Raw genomic sequence first — 15611 nt, forward strand, 5'->3', positions numbered from 1 at the left:
CGTTACCCTTTACCTCCCTGCCCCGCAGCGCTACAATGCCCGCCCTTAACGTGAGGACTCTCCTCTACCCGCTTCATCAGGTGAAGCGGATCTGACCTGTCATCAGAACGAGAAAATAATGTTTAAACCGGAACTCCTTTCCCCGGCGGGAACGCTGAAAAACATGCGTTACGCTTTCGCCTATGGCGCCGATGCCGTCTATGCGGGCCAGCCGCGTTACTCCCTGCGCGTGCGCAATAATGAATTCAACCACGAGAATCTGCAGCGCGGCATTAATGAAGCCCACGAGTTGGGGAAAAAATTCTACGTGGTGGTCAACATCGCGCCGCATAACGCCAAGCTGAAAACCTTTATCCGCGATTTGAAGCCGGTGGTGGAAATGGGTCCGGATGCCCTGATCATGTCCGATCCGGGTCTTATCATGCTGGTGCGCGAGAATTTCCCGGAAATGCCGATTCACCTCTCGGTACAGGCCAATGCCGTTAACTGGGCGACTGTAAAATTCTGGCATTCAATGGGGCTGACCCGCGTGATTCTCTCTCGCGAACTGTCGCTGGAAGAGATTGAAGAGATCCGCCAGCAGGTGCCGGAGATGGAGATTGAAATCTTCGTTCATGGCGCGCTGTGTATGGCCTACTCTGGCCGCTGCCTGCTCTCGGGCTATATCAATAAACGCGATCCGAATCAGGGCACCTGCACTAACGCCTGCCGTTGGGAATATAATGTTCAGGAAGGCAAAGAAGATGTGGTCGGTAATATCGTCCACAAATACGAGCCGATCCCGGTACAAAACGTGGAGCCGACTCTGGGTATCGGCGCGCCCACCGATAAAGTGTTTATGATTGAAGAGGCCCAACGTCCGGGCGAATACATGACCGCGTTCGAAGACGAGCACGGCACCTATATCATGAACTCTAAAGACCTGCGCGCCATCGCTCACGTTGAACGTCTGACTCAGATGGGCGTGCACTCGCTGAAAATCGAAGGCCGTACCAAGTCCTTCTACTACTGCGCGCGTACCGCGCAGGTTTATCGCAAAGCGATTGACGATGCCGCTGCCGGCAAACCGTTTGATCCGCAACTACTGGAAACACTGGAAGGACTGGCGCACCGCGGTTATACCGAAGGTTTCCTGCGTCGCCACACCCATGACGATTATCAGAATTACGAATACGGCTATTCCGTTTCCGAGCGTCAGCAGTTCGTGGGGGAATTTACCGGTGAGCGCAAAGGCGACCTCGCAGCCGTGGCGGTGAAAAACAAATTCTCCGTCGGTGACAGCCTGGAACTGATGACCCCGCAGGGCAATGTCAACTTTACGTTAGCGCAGATGGAAAACGCCAAAGGCGAACCAATGCCGGTGGCGCCAGGCGACGGGTATACCGTATGGATCCCTGTGCCGCAGGATCTGATGCTGGATTATGCACTGTTAATGCGCAATTTTTCCGGCGAATCGACGCGTAATCCGCATGCTAAATAGTTAATCAGGGTTATTTTTTCAGTCCAGGAGGAATCTTAGAAACCGATCACATACCGCTTCGTTCTTTAAGGGTATTATCCGTTTCGCTGAAAAACATAACCCATAAATGCTAGCTGTACCAGGAACCACCTCCTTAGCCTGCGTAATCTCCCTTACGCAGGCTTATTTTTTTGTGGCCTAAATCGCGGTACTGATGCGCTGGCTGCACTCACTCACCCTGGTCACCTGGTTTTCTATGCCCCCAGGGATTCGTTCATTTGCCGCCTTTCCGTATCGCGATTTAGTTTACAAAAATAGTCTATTGCGTGCGTATTTTAAGCCTGTTCTGACCTCCCCTTTTCGTTTCTGCTATACACTTTCTTCATAGATTCCAAAAACAAACAGGCAAAAAAGGAATGGCAAATTTTCCCGCCAGCGTATTGATTCTGAATGGCAAAAGTGCTGATAACCCCGTACTGCGGGAAGCCATTGGGCTGCTCCGCGATGCAGGCGTAGAGATCCACGTTCGCGTCACCTGGGAAAAAGGCGATGCGCAGCGCTATGTCGAAGAGGCCCGCCGTCTGGGCGTTGAAACGGTGATCGCCGGTGGTGGCGACGGCACGATTAACGAAGTGTCGACGGCGCTGATCCAGTGTGAGGGGTCCGATATTCCCGCGCTGGGCATTCTGCCACTGGGCACCGCCAATGACTTTGCCACCAGCGTCGGCATCCCCGAGGAGTTAGATAAGGCGCTGAAGCTGGCGATCGCGGGCAACGCCATTGAAATCGATATGGCGCAGGTTAACGATAAAACCTGTTTTATCAATATGGCGACCGGCGGCTTTGGTACGCGCATCACCACTGAAACGCCGGAAAAACTGAAAGCGGCGCTGGGCGGCGTGTCATATATCATTCACGGCCTGATGCGCATGGATACGCTAAAACCGGACCGCTGCGAGATTCGTGGTGAAAACTTCCACTGGCAGGGCGACGCGCTGGTGATTGGAATTGGCAATGGGCGTCAGGCTGGCGGCGGACAGCAGCTGTGCCCCGATGCGCTCATCAATGACGGTTTACTGCAACTGCGTATTTTTACCGGCGAAGAGCTCCTGCCAGCCCTGTTTTCTACCCTGAAGCCACAGGAGGAAAATCCTAATATCATCGACGGCGCTTCGGCCTGGTTTGATATCCGGGCACCGCATGACATTACCTTTAATCTTGATGGCGAACCGCTCAGCGGACAGGAATTTCATATCAAAATCCTGCCCGCCGCGTTGCGTTGCCGGTTACCACCGGACTGCCCGCTACTGCGTTAAGCAATCGTCACTTTACTGTCAAGATAGACATCCTGCACGGCGTTGATCAATTTCACGCCGTCAGCCATCGATTTTTTGAAAGCTTTACGACCCAGAATCAATCCCATCCCGCCTGCGCGTTTGTTAATCACCGCCGTGCGCACCGCGTCGCTCAGGTCGGTCTCGCCGCCTGCCGCACCGCCGGAGTTAATCAACCCGGCACGCCCCATGTAGCAGTTTGCCAGTTGATAACGAACCAGATCGATCGGGTTCTCGGTGGTCAGCTTGCTGTAAACACGATCGTCGGTGTAACCATAATTCACCGCTTTGTAGCCGCCGTTGTTCTCCGCCATTTTCTGTTTGACGATATCCGCGCCAATTGTTGCCGCCAGATGGTTCGCCTGCCCGGTTAAGTCAGCGGAAACGTGATAATCGACGCCATCTTTTTTGAAAGCGGAATTACGCAGATAGGCCCACAGCACCGTTACCATGCCCAGCTCATGCGCCCGCTCAAAGGCGGCGGAAATCTCTTCAATCTGCCGACGCGACTCCTCCGATCCAAAGTAGATGGTTGCGCCAACAGCCACCGCCCCCAGATTGAACGCCTGCTCTACGCTCGCATACAACGTCTGGTCATAGGTATTCGGATAGCTCAACGTTTCGTTGTGGTTGAGTTTCACCAGAAACGGAATGCGATGTGCGTAACGGCGCGAGACGGAAGCCAGTACGCCATAGGTCGAGGCCACACAGTTACATCCGGCTTCGATCGCCAGTTCAACGATATTTTTCGGGTCGAAATAGAGCGGGTTGGCGGCAAACGACGCGCCTGCCGAGTGTTCCACCCCCTGATCGACCGGTAAAATGGACAGGTAACCCGTTCCCGCCAGACGCCCGGTGTTATACAACGTCTGCATGTTACGCAGTACCGCAGGCGGACGGTTGTTGTCCACCATCACGCGGTCGACATAATCCTGTCCGGGCAGATAGAGTTGGTCTGAGGGTATGGTCATGCAACGATGCTGTAAGAGGCTGTCGGCGTCTTTGCCAAGCAACTGCGCAATATCAGTCATAGTTATGCTCCCGTAAGTTCCGAATGCGTCGGAAGGTGAATTGTCCTGACCCGCCTTTGCGGGCAGCCTTAAGCCTGGTACTGACCGTGCGTTTTTTCCATCTTTCGGGGATTTTTCAGCGTAATCGGCTGGCACGATTCACTGACGATAAAGTGTTAAGACGGTCAAGTTTTCGCCTCAAAGGTATTTAAAAGGTATTATTTAATGGTACTGTCATGATGTACCTTACCTGTCATGAAGGATTTAAAGATGAAAACTACAGTGAAACTGTCGTTCATGATGTTCGTTGAATGGTTTATCTGGGGAGCCTGGTTTGTTCCGCTCTGGCTCTGGTTGAGTAAAAGTGGTTTTACTGCCGGTGAGATTGGCTGGTCTTATGCCTGTACCGCGATTGCCGCAATTCTGTCGCCGATCCTCGTGGGCTCGCTGACCGACCGGTTTTTCTCGGCGCAAAAGGTACTGGCGGTGCTGATGTTCGCCGGTGCGGTACTGATGTATTTTGCCGCTCAACAAACGACGTTCGGTGGATTTTTCCCGCTGCTGCTGGCCTACTCGCTGACCTATATGCCGACCATCGCACTGACGAACAGCATCGCGTTTGCCAACGTGCCGGACGTGGAGCGCGACTTCCCACGCATCCGCGTTATGGGCACCATCGGCTGGATTGCCTCCGGTCTCGCCTGCGGCTTCCTGCCACAGATGCTGGGCTATAACGACATCTCGCCAACCAATATCCCACTGCTGGTGACAGCCGCCAGCTCTGCGCTGCTGGGTATATTCGCCTTCTTCCTGCCGGATACCCCGCCGAAAAGCACCGGCAAGATGGACGTCAAAGTCATGCTGGGTCTGGATGCGATTATCCTGCTGCGGGATAAAAACTTCCTCGTCTTTTTCTTCTGCTCGTTCCTGTTCGCGATGCCGCTGGCGTTCTATTACATCTTCGCCAATGGCTATCTGACCGAAGTCGGGATGAAAAACGCCACCGGCTGGATGACGCTCGGTCAGTTCTCCGAAATCTTCTTTATGCTGGCGTTGCCCTTCTTTACGAAACGCTTTGGTATTAAGAAGGTATTATTACTTGGTCTTATCACGGCGGCGATCCGCTACGGCTTCTTCATCTACGGCGGCGCAGACGAATACTTCACTTATGCCCTGCTGTTCCTCGGTATTTTGCTGCATGGCGTGAGCTACGACTTCTACTACGTAACGGCATATATCTATGTCGATAAAAAAGCGCCGGTGCATATGCGTACCGCCGCACAAGGGTTGATTACGCTCTGCTGTCAGGGCTTCGGCAGCCTGCTGGGCTACCGTCTCGGCGGCGTGATGATGGAAAAAATGTTTGCTTATCCGGAGCCGGTCAACGGCCTGACCTTTAACTGGGCAGGCATGTGGACATTCGGGGCGGTGATGATCGCCGTGATAGCCGTACTATTTATGATTTTCTTTCGCGAATCAGACAAAGAAATTACCGCTATTGAGGTTCGCGAGACTGCGTTGACACAAGGGGAAGTAAAATGAAAGCAGAACGTATTCTCGGTGCTCTTTATGGGCAGGCGTTAGGGGATGCGATGGGGATGCCGTCAGAACTGTGGCCCAGAGCCCGCGTTAAAGCGCACTTTGGCTGGATTGACCGCTTTCTGCCGGGCCCGCAAGAGAACAATGCGGCCTGTTATTTTGGCCGCGCAGAATTTACCGACGATACCTCAATGGCGCTCTGTCTGGCGGATGCTCTGCTGGAACGCGACGGCAAGATCGACCCGGACCTGATTGGGCGTAATATTCTCGACTGGGCGCTGCGCTTTGACGCCTTCAATAAAAACGTTCTCGGGCCGACATCGAAAATCGCTCTGAACGCCATTCGCGACGGGAAACCGGTGGCGGAACTGGAGAATAACGGCGTGACCAACGGCGCAGCGATGCGTGTGTCGCCGCTGGGATGCCTGCTGCCGGCGCGCGATCTGGATGCGTTTATCGATGACGTGGCGCTCGCCTCCAGTCCGACGCACAAATCGGATCTGGCGATCGCCGGTGCGGTGGTGGTGGCATGGGCGATTTCACGGGCGATCGATGGCGAATCGTGGGGTGATATTGTTGACGCCCTCCCCGCAATCGCCCTGCACGCCCAACAAAAACGCATCACCACGTTTAGCGCCTCGCTTTCTGCGCGTCTGGAGATTGCGTTGAAGATTGTGCGCCAGGCCGACGGTGCCGAAGCGGCCAGCGAACAGTTGTATCAGGTAGTCGGTGCCGGAACCAGTACGATTGAATCGGTGGCGTGTGCCATTGCGATGGTTGAACTGGCAAAAACGGACCCCAATCGCTGCGCCATTCTGTGTGCCAATCTCGGCGGCGATACCGATACCATTGGGGCAATGGCGACAGCCATTTGTGGCGCATTACAGGGCATCAACGCCATCAATCCTGTGTGGAAACAGGAGCTGGATACGATAAACCAGCTCGATTTTAGCCGCTACGCGACGGCGCTTACGCGCCTGCGCCAACGTCGGGAGGCGTCATGAACACTTCTCGTTTAACCGAACTGTTGCCAGGTTTAACGACTCGCCAGCCGGTCACGGTTGTCGGCGCGGCGGTCATCGATGTGATTGCTGATGCCTATGCCCTGCCCTGGCGCGGGTGTGACATTGAGCTGAAGCAGCAAGGCGTTAACGTCGGCGGCTGCGCGCTGAACATCGCCGTGGCGCTGAAACGGCTGGGTATTGATGCCGGTAACGCCCTGCCGCTGGGCCAGGGCGTATGGGCGGAGATCATTCGTAACCGGATGGCGAAAGAAGGGTTACACAGCCTCATCGAGACCGCGCAAGGTGATAACGGCTGGTGCCTGGCGCTGGTCGAACCGGATGGCGAGCGCACGTTTATGTCATTCAGCGGCGTTGAGAACCAATGGAATACCGACTGGCTGGCTCAGCTCACCATCGCGCCTGACAGCCTGATTTATCTCTCGGGTTATCAGTTAGCCTCGCCCTGCGGCGAGCTGCTGGTGCAATGGCTGGAAGGGCTGGATCAGGTGACACCGTTTATCGATTTTGGCCCGCGTATTGGCGATATTCCTGATGTGCTGATGGCGCGCATTCTGGCCTGTCGCCCTCTGGTGTCGCTTAACCGCCAGGAAGCGGAAATCGCGGCGGAACGGTTGGGTCTCAGCCAGGTGGTGGAAGAGTTAGGCGCGCAGTGGGTGAAGCGATTTGCTGCACCATTAATCGTTCGCCATGACAAAGACGGTGCCTGGTACTTCAGCCCGCAATCCTGCGGATGCGTACCGGCCTTCCCGACGACGGTCGTTGATACGATTGGTGCCGGTGACAGCCACGCGGGCGGCATGCTGGCCGGGCTGGCGTCGGGCTGGTCGCTGGCGGACGCGGTGCTGCTCGGTAACGCGGTGGCATCGTGGGTGGTTGGACATCGCGGCGGTGACTGTGCGCCGTTTCATGAGGAGTTACTCCTCGCACACAAAGACGTATAAATCGCTTCGGCAGTAGCTGATGCTGTACTCGATAGGCCGCTGCTGTTGGTCAAGCGCCACCTGTTTGATCACCAGCACCGGCACTTTGCTGTCCATCTGGATATGCGACTGGAACTCAGCATCCGGCATTTTTGCACTCACCCGTGAGCGGGTACGCTGCGGGTGGATGTGCTGGCTGCGGAAATAGTCGTACAGCGATATGCCAATCTCATCAGCGTCATGAATGAGGTGCGCGGGCACCCACGACTCTTCAATAGACACGGCATCTTCATCGACGTAGCGGATACGCTTGAGCAGAAACACATCACTGCCGGCGGCAATCGCCAACTGCTGCGCCACCTCTTCAGGACACTTAACGACGCGCTTGTTGACCCATAAGGTGTCTGGTTTTTTCCCGCGTAACACCACCTGCTGAGAAAACCCCTTCGCCTCTTTCAGCGAATACTCAAAGATGTTGTTGATCTGCGTCCCGTAGCCGCGCGCGCGCGTCACGACCCCCTCTTCTTCCAGCGCCTGCATCGCTTTACGCACCGTAATGCGTGAGACACCGGTTAACTGGCTGAGATCGCGCTCTCCTGGCAGAATATTGCCATGCTCAAGCACGCCACTGCGCACGGCATTTTTCACCGTCTCGGCAAACTTGATATAAAGCGGCGTGTTATCCACCGCTGAAATACGATCGTTCAGTTGCGCGATAAGCTGAGTATGCGCTTGTTCCATGAGTCTTTTTCCTGACAGCCCGTCTGCTGCCAGTATATACGCTACCAGTACGCGTGGAAATGATGAACAGGCCCGATGCCGTGCCCAACCTCCAGCGTGTCGGCCTGCGCCAGCGCCGCCGACAGCCAGACTTTCGCCTCCTGCACCGCCCCGGCCCAGTCGGTATGTCGCGGACGCAGCGCCGCCAGCGCCGCGGAGAGCGTACAGCCCGTGCCGTGCGTGTTTTTCGTCATTACCCGCGGCGCGGTAAAGCGCTCTTCACCGGTCGCTGTAAAGAGCCAGTCAGGACTTTGCTCATCGTCCAGATGACCACCTTTCATCAACACGGCGCCACAGCCCATCCCCAACAGCGCCCGCCCCTGTTCCAGCATCTCTTTCTCGTTGCGCGCGTGCGGGCAATCCAGCAGCGCCGCCGCTTCCGGCAGATTAGGGGTAATCAGAGAAACCTGCGGTAACAGCCGCTTGCGCAATGTCTCAACGGCGGAAGGCGACAGCAACGGATCGCCGCTTTTCGCCAGCATGACTGTATCAAGCACCACATTTTGCACCTGATGGCGCTGCAAGCGCTCCGCCACCGCTTCGACGATATCCGTTTCTGCCAGCATGCCGATTTTGGTGGTGTCAATGCGTACATCACTGAACACCGAATCAAGCTGCGCGGCGACAAAATCAGGCTCAATACGATACACAGACTGCACGCCCAGGGTATTTTGCGCCACCAGCGCGGTAATTACCGCACAGCCGTAAGCGCCGAGCGCCGAGAAGGTTTTTAGATCGGCCTGAATGCCCGCGCCGCCGCTGGGATCCGTACCGGCAATGGTTAATGCGTTGATCCGTTTCATACCGCCGCCTCCGCATCCAGATGGTAGAGTGCGTCGAGAAACGCCGGGATAAAGCTGCCGGGACCGTGACTGGTCTTTGTCGCGAGTTCTCCCGCCTGTTTCATCCAGCAACAGGCAGAAGCAATATTGTGCAGCCTGTCTCCAGCCAGAGCGCAGCTGGCCGCGACTACCGCCGAAAGGGCGCAACCGGTGCCCACCACTTTCGTCATCAGCGGGTTACCACCCGTGACACCCAGAGTGCGCTCGCCGTCGGTGACGTAATCCACTTCGCCGGTGACCACCACAACAGCGCCAGTCTGGCGTGCCAGAATCTGCGCCGCCGGCAGAGCCGTTGCAACCGCATCGGTGGCATCCACTCCGCGCCCCCCGGCGCTTTCACCGGCTAACGCCAGGATTTCTGAAGCATTGCCGCGAACGGCGGCAGGTTTTAACGCAAGGAGTTCAAGGCAGAAACGTCGACGGTATTCAAGCGCGCCTACGGCAACCGGGTCCAGCGTCCAGGGGGTGTTGGCGCTGTTTGCCTGCTCAACCGCCGCCCGCATTGCCTGCGCACGCGGTTGTGTCAACGTGCCGACGTTGATGAGCAACGCGCTGGCAAGAGCGGCAAACTGGCGAGCTTCTTCGGGCTCAATCACCATCGCCGGAGAAGCCCCCAGCGCCAGTAGCGTATTGGCGGTAAAACTCTGTACGACGTCATTGGTCATACAATGTGTTAACGGAGAAAAGGTATGAAAATCTTGTAAGGTACGAACCGCATGTTCGCGGCTGTGCAGGTCAGGCTGCATGGTTACGCTCCTGCCCGCGCGAAGAAGGGACACGAGCAGTGTCTGACTTCCCTACGCTGGCATTATCCAGATCAGGTGGTACGGGTATTTCTCAGCCCATCAGCGATGGGGCACCCCGAGTCATTTAAAAAAATCAAAAACTTGCGATTAACGTCCCGTTAATCCCTGATCAGGATCATGCCAGCGGAAAGCCAAAGACTCAACCTTAAAAAATGCTCTGTGTCCCAGTTTGTGTCTCAAGTTGTGGCTCACAGTACCAAACACCGAACACAAAAAAGGCCGGGTTTCCCCAGCCTCAACAGCACAATTTAAGATGCCTTCACAAACCTATTTACCTAGATGTGCTCTTACCTTAGCAGTGCCATTACCAACAGCTTTGACAGCAGCCCTAAGCTGAGATTCAGTAACACCCAACGCTTGGGTCCAATATGCCACTTCCCAAGATTCACTCAAGCTGATGAAACGTTTATCTTCTGGCTGCCGACGCTGTAAGTTATCTGCCATTTGTTTTGTCCTGAGTATTACAAGCTTATGCCTGCTCACTACCTATATGACTTCTCTACCGCTTCGTAAACGGTCAGTTATCAAACAATTGACACTGGTCATAAAACCAGTAAAAACTTTTCCCCGAACTTGCTACTTTGCCGCTTCGCTTCTATCATAACCACTACATATTGTGCTTATTGATATAATAAATACAATATATCCAAAAAATCCATCCTGTGAATAGGTGTTGAAATGGCGAACAATGATAAGCAATCCTCGAAAGATGTAGCTCATCTGGCAGCAGAGACTCTAAACAACCCAAACGCCTCTGCGATTCAGAAAAGTTTAGCGGGTTCGGTGCTATCACAAGCAGGAACTAAAAATCAGACTGGTGCAGATATGGAAGCCAAAGCATCAGCAGCATTGAAAAACGCCCGTTCAAGCGAGGTTACTAAAACCTTGGCTGGTTCGGTTGTTTCTCAATCTAATAAAAAGCGCTAAAAAAAAGCCGGGATTAACCCGGCTCTTATGTTTTGATTTTTCGTTGTCGCTGTTCGGTGAGGTAGTACCGTATAGCCCCTTCCAGCCCCATACTGGCGACCTTATCAAGAAATGAAGCTCTTGGCACTCCCAGCGCCCTGCACAGGCCACTGATATTGATCAAGTCGTTTTCTTCCAGTGTCTTGACGTGTGAGACAACCAACGGCACATTACCTACACCAGAAATTGTGATTTTCATAAATCCTTTCCTTTGCATTCTCTAAATAAGCGGGGAGCGAAACCGCCCCCCGAAAACTAAAATAATCTTATGCGCCGTTACGCTTCTGTAGTGTTAACAGTCAGACGGGTAATCATCGACTGGTTGTAACAGATAGGCAGCAGGCCATACTCGGATTGGATCGTGACGTTGTGAAGGTGGTCCTCCCATGAGTACTGGAAGAATTGACTCTCTGCTTCCTCTGCCGCTAAACGCGCATCTCGTGATGCAGGACCGTGGTAAATTTCGAATGGTTGCAGGTCACTACCAACGATATTGTTTGCACCAAACACAGGAACCATAAATGCCTGCCCAGCCGGAATGAATTCACGATACAGAAGACCAGTATTAACAAAAGTCAGGCCGTCGATGGTCATCGCCTGAAACGCTGGCAGGCTCGCTTTAACACTGTCGTTAAACAGATTGCTATCCGGCAGCACACCATGATTGATCAGGCTCAGCATAGACGGGTGAAACTTGATCGCCTTGTACGCTTCCGGAGAGCACAGAACAACCACACCACGCATGGAACTTAGCCAACCACCAAGGGCAAAACGCATGTTATTAGCAGCAGTATCCAGATCTTCTAACGGGCCGTTACCTGTTTTGGTGGCGTCTATTGTGGCTGTTGCTACGGTCTGACCGAATTCTTCCTCAAAATCCAGCACGGGGCGGTCTTGGGTATACGGTGATAGAACCTTTCCGGCGAATAATGCGCGGGCGAGGTACTCTTCTTTAGTAGCACGGAATTTCAGATACTGGCGGATACCTTCATCAGAAATTAGTTCATCGCGTAGTGTCTGACGCTGAGTTGAGATACGGCGGCGTGACTGGAAATCGGCAGCGCTCACTGTTCCAACGGTTACAAAATGTGGAATTTCGATCAGACGATTTTTTCCGAGTGGGCGCTCTGTCGAATCAACTTCGGTTGAATAGCGGTTAACACTAGAAGAAACGGCCTGCATATTTTCGTGAAGCTCGTCGACTTCCAGCTTAGGTAGTGGAGAGGTTTTATCTTTGAAAATATTTAGCGCCTGCAACAGGAAATTATCCCCAAATTGCTCTTTATACGCACCAGTGAAATAGTTGACCTTGAAGCCAGAGGTAGAAATTGTCATATTTTGATGTCCTTATCGTTATTATTATTCAGAAACAGAAACACGATTCAGGCCATCGGCCTCAATCTGGGAGATAGCATTCGCAACGGCGGTTGCATCGGTGCCGATCAATCCGGCTCGGTTCAGGACACAGCCACGGTCAACCACAATCACAGGGACGTTCGAGCCTGCCTTGTGGCTATCAAGGGCGATCAACAGGTCACTACCTGACGCGTAGGCGGTGCCATCACTGGCTAACAGAGTGCCGGGAACGGTATCAATTGCCAGCGTGGTAAAAACGCGCGTTTTATGCGAGAACACAGGATCATCACGGTAAATCACTACATCACGGAATGAGCGATCTTCTGTAGCTACAATCATCATTAACTCCATAGATTTTTATATTATTTTTCATCCGACATATTCGTCAGACGGCAGGTAAGAAAAACGCCAACTAAGGCGTTTAACGGTTTTTTTACTTGTCAGAAAAGCCGTGGCGGGAAATAACCCGCCAGGTGGTAGGAGAAATAATAATGATCTATATCTGATTGTTATTTTCTGACAGTAGGAATGAGGGAACAAACACCGCCAAATTGCGGACATCCACAGCCGTTAGAAAACGGTGTTTGTTCAGTGCCAGTTTGCATCATGGTGGGATGACCGACGAGGAGAGCGCCGGATTTATTACGGCGCATAGCGCTTTACCTTTCGGTAAACCCGTAAACGGGCGTTAATAGCCTAATCCGGGTAACCCGGAGTAGTACTTCTTTTCTGAATACAACCAGTGGTCGGCGAAAACCTTCCCGTGAGAGTGCGGATATTGGCTGTATTTAGAAAAGGCGCTCTTGGCGAAGCGCACTTTATATTTCGTAAGGAGAAATGAGGAAAAAGCTATTTGGCAGTAGTCTATTCCTTGTATATTATTTTATCACGTGATTATATCAATTGCAATAAATACTTGGCAAATTTGACGGAAAAATATTGACTTCCCGACACAATTGATATAATAGCGGCAGATTCGCCGCCTTCTGTTTCATCATTGAGCAATCCCCAGAATCAGGTTGTTCTGAGCCTGGTTGTTCTCTCGGATCTTGGTGTCCACCAATCCAGCAATTTTGTCATCATGTACAAAGACGTCCATCTGCTGATTAATGTTCGCCTGCCCGGTAACACTGACAGGGATCGGTTGTTGCTTCGCCAAACTGTCGATTGTTGGGACGGTGAATGTTGGCTGCTGCGGTTGTAGTGTCTGGTAGTTCAGACCAGGCACATTCAACGCTAACGCTGGATTGTTAAACGCTGTGCCTGATCCGTTACTCTGAGACGGCATTCCCTGCACTCCCGGAATGGTACTGGCGCTAGTAATACCCTCAATAGAATTCTTGAACGACTGCCAGACACGCCCCACCATTGAATCTTTATAGTAAAGACCGTTGTCGGAAAGTTGCTCGTGCTTGTTTTCTGGGTTGATACCACCAAACCAGGAGGTGATTTTCAGCACTACCGCCGACATTTCACCCAGAGATTTCCCCAACTCGTTGGTAATCGGAATCAGTCCAGCCATTCCCTTGCTCAAATTGTCGGTATTTTGACCATATTCACCCAGTCCAGCAACGAACGAAGCTGAGAAGTGATCTGCAAGGCTGGTCTGTACCCTGCTGTATTCAGTGCTCAACGCTGAGAGTTTCTCAAGGTTGGCTTGTTGTGCATCTGATAGGGTCCATCCTTCAGCAGCAAGCTGACGCATACGGGCAATAACTTCGTCACCTTCCCCACTGATACCCGCCATCAAGACCGATCCGTCATCGATAGCCTCAAGGAAAAAGCGCATTTCTCGCTCTGTAAAATTAAACTGTTTGCCCAACTGCCGGACGAAGGTAACGAAGGTTCCCATATCCAGTTTCTGAAGCTCGCCAATTACTTTTTGTGCTGTTCGCTGGTTGGTTTTGCTAAGGACTGCATTCACCAGCCCGGCAAGTTCACCGCCTCCGCTGAATGTTGTTACCCCTTGCTTGTTAGTTTTAAATGAGCCGGTATTCAGTAACTCACCCGCTTTCTCGAAGTAATCCTTATTCATTGAGGCGTACTTATCTACAGTCAGGTCGTACCCTGTACGCTTCTGTACAACGTCGTGGATAGCATTAAATTCAAGCTGACTAATATCATACTGTTTTAATTGCTGCGCCTCTCTGGAGCGCTCTAGGCTCCCCTGGAGGGTCTGACCAACACGAGCAACACCCATTGAGCCAATCAGGGAACCACCTGCAATAACACCAGCGGCAGCAAGTCCACCCCTGCCCTCTGTGCGTACACGACCAGCACGAACACCTCCGGCTTTCTGTTCACGGGTAATACGCTGTTGCAGACGGGCCTGTTTGCGTAATTCTGTTGTGATACGGGCCATTTCAAAGCGAGTCTCTTCTACGGTGAAACGCTCCTCCTTCTGTGCCTTCAGCGCCTCTTTAGCTGCACGGATGGCTTTATAACGAGTTGCCACATCAGCACCATTCACGTTAGCCAGAGTTAAGGCTGATTTACGGAGGCTGTTGTAATAAGCAACTTCACGCTTGAGAGCGGCCTCCTTCTTTTCTTCAAGGGCAAGAGCACGTTTTTGTGCTGCGATGTCAGCAGCAACAGCACCGTGACCGCGTAGCATCGCTGCATTTTGACGTTCTAAAAGACCACGTTCAGCGAAGTTCCCGCCCATATCTGGGTTGTAGGTCATAACTTGTGATCTGGCTGCGGCCTGCACTTTTGCAGAAATTGCCGCGAGTCTGGCAGATTGACGTGCTGCCTGTTCCTGTTGGGATAACTGACGCGCCTGTAATGAAGTCATCTTATTGGCGTGGGCGATTGCGTCCCGCTCCATTTTGGCCTGGATTTTTGCCTGTTTCTGTTGCTGTTTTGATAATTGCTCCGCCTGTCGAAGCTTCGCAGTCTGAGCCTTAGCCGCTGCAAGAGCCGCTTTGCCTTCGCTTTGAACAGTACGCTTCTGTGCCTTCTCCAGCGCTTTAGCGGGTTTGGCGGTTAACTGCCGAAGTGAAAGAATTTTCTTCTTCGCTGCTTCATAACTTGAGCGGGAAATTTCCCAGCTAACGACGTTGACGGTGCAGGTGACAATTTTATTGGTTCCACTCATTCAGCCCCCTGATTAATGATGTTGCCGTACCGTTCAGGATTATCAGCAACCAGTTTCCGACAAGCGGCCTTTGCCCTCTCGAGCGCATCAGGATCGATGTGGTCAGTGGTATGAGCAACCACTGGACGACTATCAGCACCCAGCGATTTTTTAATCCGTTTGGTGGGTGTGTCAGCCGAGGCTGATTTGAGCAACTCCGGATGTTGTTCCAGAAAGTTATCAGTGACGCTCTTCAGATTGTTCCGCGCTTTTTGAAGTTCGTACTCGCCCGGCGTCATGCCGTGCATTGCCGCAAAGATGCGATTACGGACGGTTTTTATTAGTGTCATTTTATAGTGTCTCCAGAGTAGGATCAGCCCATCACGGGCGCAGCAATACGCCAGCCACGTAACAGGCAGGTAAGATATGATCGTTTCAATGTTCATTTTTCCCCGGCTGGGGTTGGGTCAGTGCATCGCAAGGCGATTAACGACAATA

Annotated in this window: 16 protein-coding genes and 1 riboswitch; of the genes, 6 read left to right on the forward strand and 10 right to left on the reverse strand. The window is 52.9% G+C overall.

The genetic code is table 11. The features are described from left to right. The first annotated feature begins 118 nt into the window (after nucleotides 1-118). Nucleotides 119-1480: a tRNA 5-hydroxyuridine modification protein YegQ gene (gene yegQ, locus QNN88_RS03270; protein WP_414238936.1), complete on the forward strand. Its 1362-nt coding sequence runs from the start codon at nucleotides 119-121 to the stop codon at nucleotides 1478-1480. Between the two features lie 395 nt (nucleotides 1481-1875). Continuing rightward, the gene (yegS, locus tag QNN88_RS03275; protein WP_196010350.1) at nucleotides 1876-2775 is read left to right on the forward strand and encodes a lipid kinase YegS; all 900 of its coding nucleotides are present in this window, start codon (nucleotides 1876-1878) and stop codon (nucleotides 2773-2775) included. Here the strand turns inward: yegS and fbaB are convergent. Continuing rightward, nucleotides 2772-3824 (reverse strand): class I fructose-bisphosphate aldolase, encoded by a 1053-nt coding sequence (fbaB, locus tag QNN88_RS03280; RefSeq protein ID WP_196010351.1) that lies wholly within the window; start codon nucleotides 3822-3824, stop codon nucleotides 2772-2774. The two genes, yegS and fbaB, sit on opposite strands and share 4 nt — an antisense overlap. A 249-nt stretch (nucleotides 3825-4073) precedes the next feature. Between fbaB and QNN88_RS03285 the strand changes: the two genes are divergently transcribed. Genes QNN88_RS03285 through QNN88_RS03295 form a run of 3 tightly spaced genes read left to right on the forward strand, consistent with a single transcriptional unit; the run spans nucleotide 4074 to nucleotide 7308 of the window. Beyond that, entirely contained in the window at nucleotides 4074-5345 is a 1272-nt protein-coding gene (locus QNN88_RS03285) for a nucleoside permease (RefSeq protein WP_414238937.1), read from the forward strand. Beyond that, on the forward strand, nucleotides 5342-6346 hold the full coding sequence (locus QNN88_RS03290) for an ADP-ribosylglycohydrolase family protein (protein WP_414238938.1): 1005 nt from the start codon (nucleotides 5342-5344) through the stop codon (nucleotides 6344-6346). The genes QNN88_RS03285 and QNN88_RS03290 overlap by 4 nt, the downstream gene beginning before the upstream one ends. Continuing rightward, nucleotides 6343-7308 (forward strand): carbohydrate kinase family protein, encoded by a 966-nt coding sequence (locus QNN88_RS03295; RefSeq protein WP_414238939.1) that lies wholly within the window; start codon nucleotides 6343-6345, stop codon nucleotides 7306-7308. Before QNN88_RS03290 ends, QNN88_RS03295 begins: the two co-directional genes overlap by 4 nt. On the opposite strand, the gene QNN88_RS03300 is transcribed toward QNN88_RS03295, so the two are convergent. The 4 genes from QNN88_RS03300 to QNN88_RS03315 form a co-directional block, all read right to left on the reverse strand. Then, on the reverse strand, nucleotides 7282-8028 hold the full coding sequence (locus QNN88_RS03300; protein WP_196010355.1) for a GntR family transcriptional regulator: 747 nt from the start codon (nucleotides 8026-8028) through the stop codon (nucleotides 7282-7284). The genes QNN88_RS03295 and QNN88_RS03300 overlap by 27 nt on opposite strands. 41 nt (nucleotides 8029-8069) lie before the next feature. Then, the gene (thiD, locus tag QNN88_RS03305; RefSeq protein ID WP_414238940.1) at nucleotides 8070-8870 is read right to left on the reverse strand and encodes a bifunctional hydroxymethylpyrimidine kinase/phosphomethylpyrimidine kinase; all 801 of its coding nucleotides are present in this window, start codon (nucleotides 8868-8870) and stop codon (nucleotides 8070-8072) included. Next, complete coding sequence (gene thiM, locus QNN88_RS03310; protein ID WP_414238941.1) at nucleotides 8867-9655, reverse strand: hydroxyethylthiazole kinase; 789 nt, start codon at nucleotides 9653-9655, stop codon at nucleotides 8867-8869. Before thiM ends, thiD begins: the two co-directional genes overlap by 4 nt. A gap of 31 nt (nucleotides 9656-9686) precedes the next feature. After that, nucleotides 9687-9783: riboswitch (TPP riboswitch) on the reverse strand. Between the two features lie 199 nt (nucleotides 9784-9982). Further along, complete coding sequence (locus tag QNN88_RS03315; RefSeq protein ID WP_414238942.1) at nucleotides 9983-10159, reverse strand: DUF3606 domain-containing protein; 177 nt, start codon at nucleotides 10157-10159, stop codon at nucleotides 9983-9985. A 234-nt stretch (nucleotides 10160-10393) separates the two neighbouring features. Between QNN88_RS03315 and QNN88_RS03320 the strand changes: the two genes are divergently transcribed. After that, on the forward strand, nucleotides 10394-10642 hold the full coding sequence (locus tag QNN88_RS03320) for a hypothetical protein (RefSeq protein WP_414238943.1): 249 nt from the start codon (nucleotides 10394-10396) through the stop codon (nucleotides 10640-10642). Nucleotides 10643-10667: 25 nt separating this feature from the next. Here QNN88_RS03320 and QNN88_RS03325 read toward each other — a convergent pair whose 3' ends face one another. The 5 genes from QNN88_RS03325 to QNN88_RS03345 all read right to left on the reverse strand — a co-directional run bounded on the left by QNN88_RS03325 (nucleotide 10668) and on the right by QNN88_RS03345 (nucleotide 15559). Continuing rightward, nucleotides 10668-10880, reverse strand: a complete 213-nt coding sequence (locus tag QNN88_RS03325) for a hypothetical protein (RefSeq protein WP_414238944.1) — start codon at nucleotides 10878-10880, stop codon at nucleotides 10668-10670. Nucleotides 10881-10957: 77 nt separating this feature from the next. Next, nucleotides 10958-12016 (reverse strand): major capsid protein, encoded by a 1059-nt coding sequence (locus QNN88_RS03330; protein WP_414238945.1) that lies wholly within the window; start codon nucleotides 12014-12016, stop codon nucleotides 10958-10960. A 24-nt stretch (nucleotides 12017-12040) separates the two neighbouring features. Next, entirely contained in the window at nucleotides 12041-12379 is a 339-nt protein-coding gene (locus QNN88_RS03335; protein ID WP_414238946.1) for a hypothetical protein, read from the reverse strand. 652 nt (nucleotides 12380-13031) lie between these two features. Next, entirely contained in the window at nucleotides 13032-15134 is a 2103-nt protein-coding gene (locus QNN88_RS03340) for a chemotaxis protein (protein ID WP_414238947.1), read from the reverse strand. Next, the gene (locus QNN88_RS03345) at nucleotides 15131-15559 is read right to left on the reverse strand and encodes a hypothetical protein (protein ID WP_414238948.1); all 429 of its coding nucleotides are present in this window, start codon (nucleotides 15557-15559) and stop codon (nucleotides 15131-15133) included. Before QNN88_RS03345 ends, QNN88_RS03340 begins: the two co-directional genes overlap by 4 nt. Between the last annotated feature and the right edge of the window lie 52 nt (nucleotides 15560-15611).

The sequence above is a fragment of the Citrobacter sp. ANG330 genome (assembly GCF_047467925.1).
GTDB classification, from domain to species: Bacteria; Pseudomonadota; Gammaproteobacteria; order Enterobacterales; family Enterobacteriaceae; genus Citrobacter_A; species Citrobacter_A amalonaticus_G.

Coding starts and splice junctions, on each gene's coding strand:
- yegQ (WP_414238936.1), top strand. CDS start 119: ATGTTTAAACCGGAACTCCTTTCCCCGGCGGGAACGCTGAAAAACATG.
- yegS (WP_196010350.1), top strand. CDS start 1,876: ATGGCAAATTTTCCCGCCAGCGTATTGATTCTGAATGGCAAAAGTGCT.
- fbaB (WP_196010351.1), bottom strand. CDS start 3,824: ATGACTGATATTGCGCAGTTGCTTGGCAAAGACGCCGACAGCCTCTTA.
- QNN88_RS03285 (WP_414238937.1), top strand. CDS start 4,074: ATGAAAACTACAGTGAAACTGTCGTTCATGATGTTCGTTGAATGGTTT.
- QNN88_RS03290 (WP_414238938.1), top strand. CDS start 5,342: ATGAAAGCAGAACGTATTCTCGGTGCTCTTTATGGGCAGGCGTTAGGG.
- QNN88_RS03295 (WP_414238939.1), top strand. CDS start 6,343: ATGAACACTTCTCGTTTAACCGAACTGTTGCCAGGTTTAACGACTCGC.
- QNN88_RS03300 (WP_196010355.1), bottom strand. CDS start 8,028: ATGGAACAAGCGCATACTCAGCTTATCGCGCAACTGAACGATCGTATT.
- thiD (WP_414238940.1), bottom strand. CDS start 8,870: ATGAAACGGATCAACGCATTAACCATTGCCGGTACGGATCCCAGCGGC.
- thiM (WP_414238941.1), bottom strand. CDS start 9,655: ATGCAGCCTGACCTGCACAGCCGCGAACATGCGGTTCGTACCTTACAA.
- QNN88_RS03315 (WP_414238942.1), bottom strand. CDS start 10,159: ATGGCAGATAACTTACAGCGTCGGCAGCCAGAAGATAAACGTTTCATC.
- QNN88_RS03320 (WP_414238943.1), top strand. CDS start 10,394: ATGGCGAACAATGATAAGCAATCCTCGAAAGATGTAGCTCATCTGGCA.
- QNN88_RS03325 (WP_414238944.1), bottom strand. CDS start 10,880: ATGAAAATCACAATTTCTGGTGTAGGTAATGTGCCGTTGGTTGTCTCA.
- QNN88_RS03330 (WP_414238945.1), bottom strand. CDS start 12,016: ATGACAATTTCTACCTCTGGCTTCAAGGTCAACTATTTCACTGGTGCG.
- QNN88_RS03335 (WP_414238946.1), bottom strand. CDS start 12,379: ATGATGATTGTAGCTACAGAAGATCGCTCATTCCGTGATGTAGTGATT.
- QNN88_RS03340 (WP_414238947.1), bottom strand. CDS start 15,134: ATGAGTGGAACCAATAAAATTGTCACCTGCACCGTCAACGTCGTTAGC.
- QNN88_RS03345 (WP_414238948.1), bottom strand. CDS start 15,559: ATGAACATTGAAACGATCATATCTTACCTGCCTGTTACGTGGCTGGCG.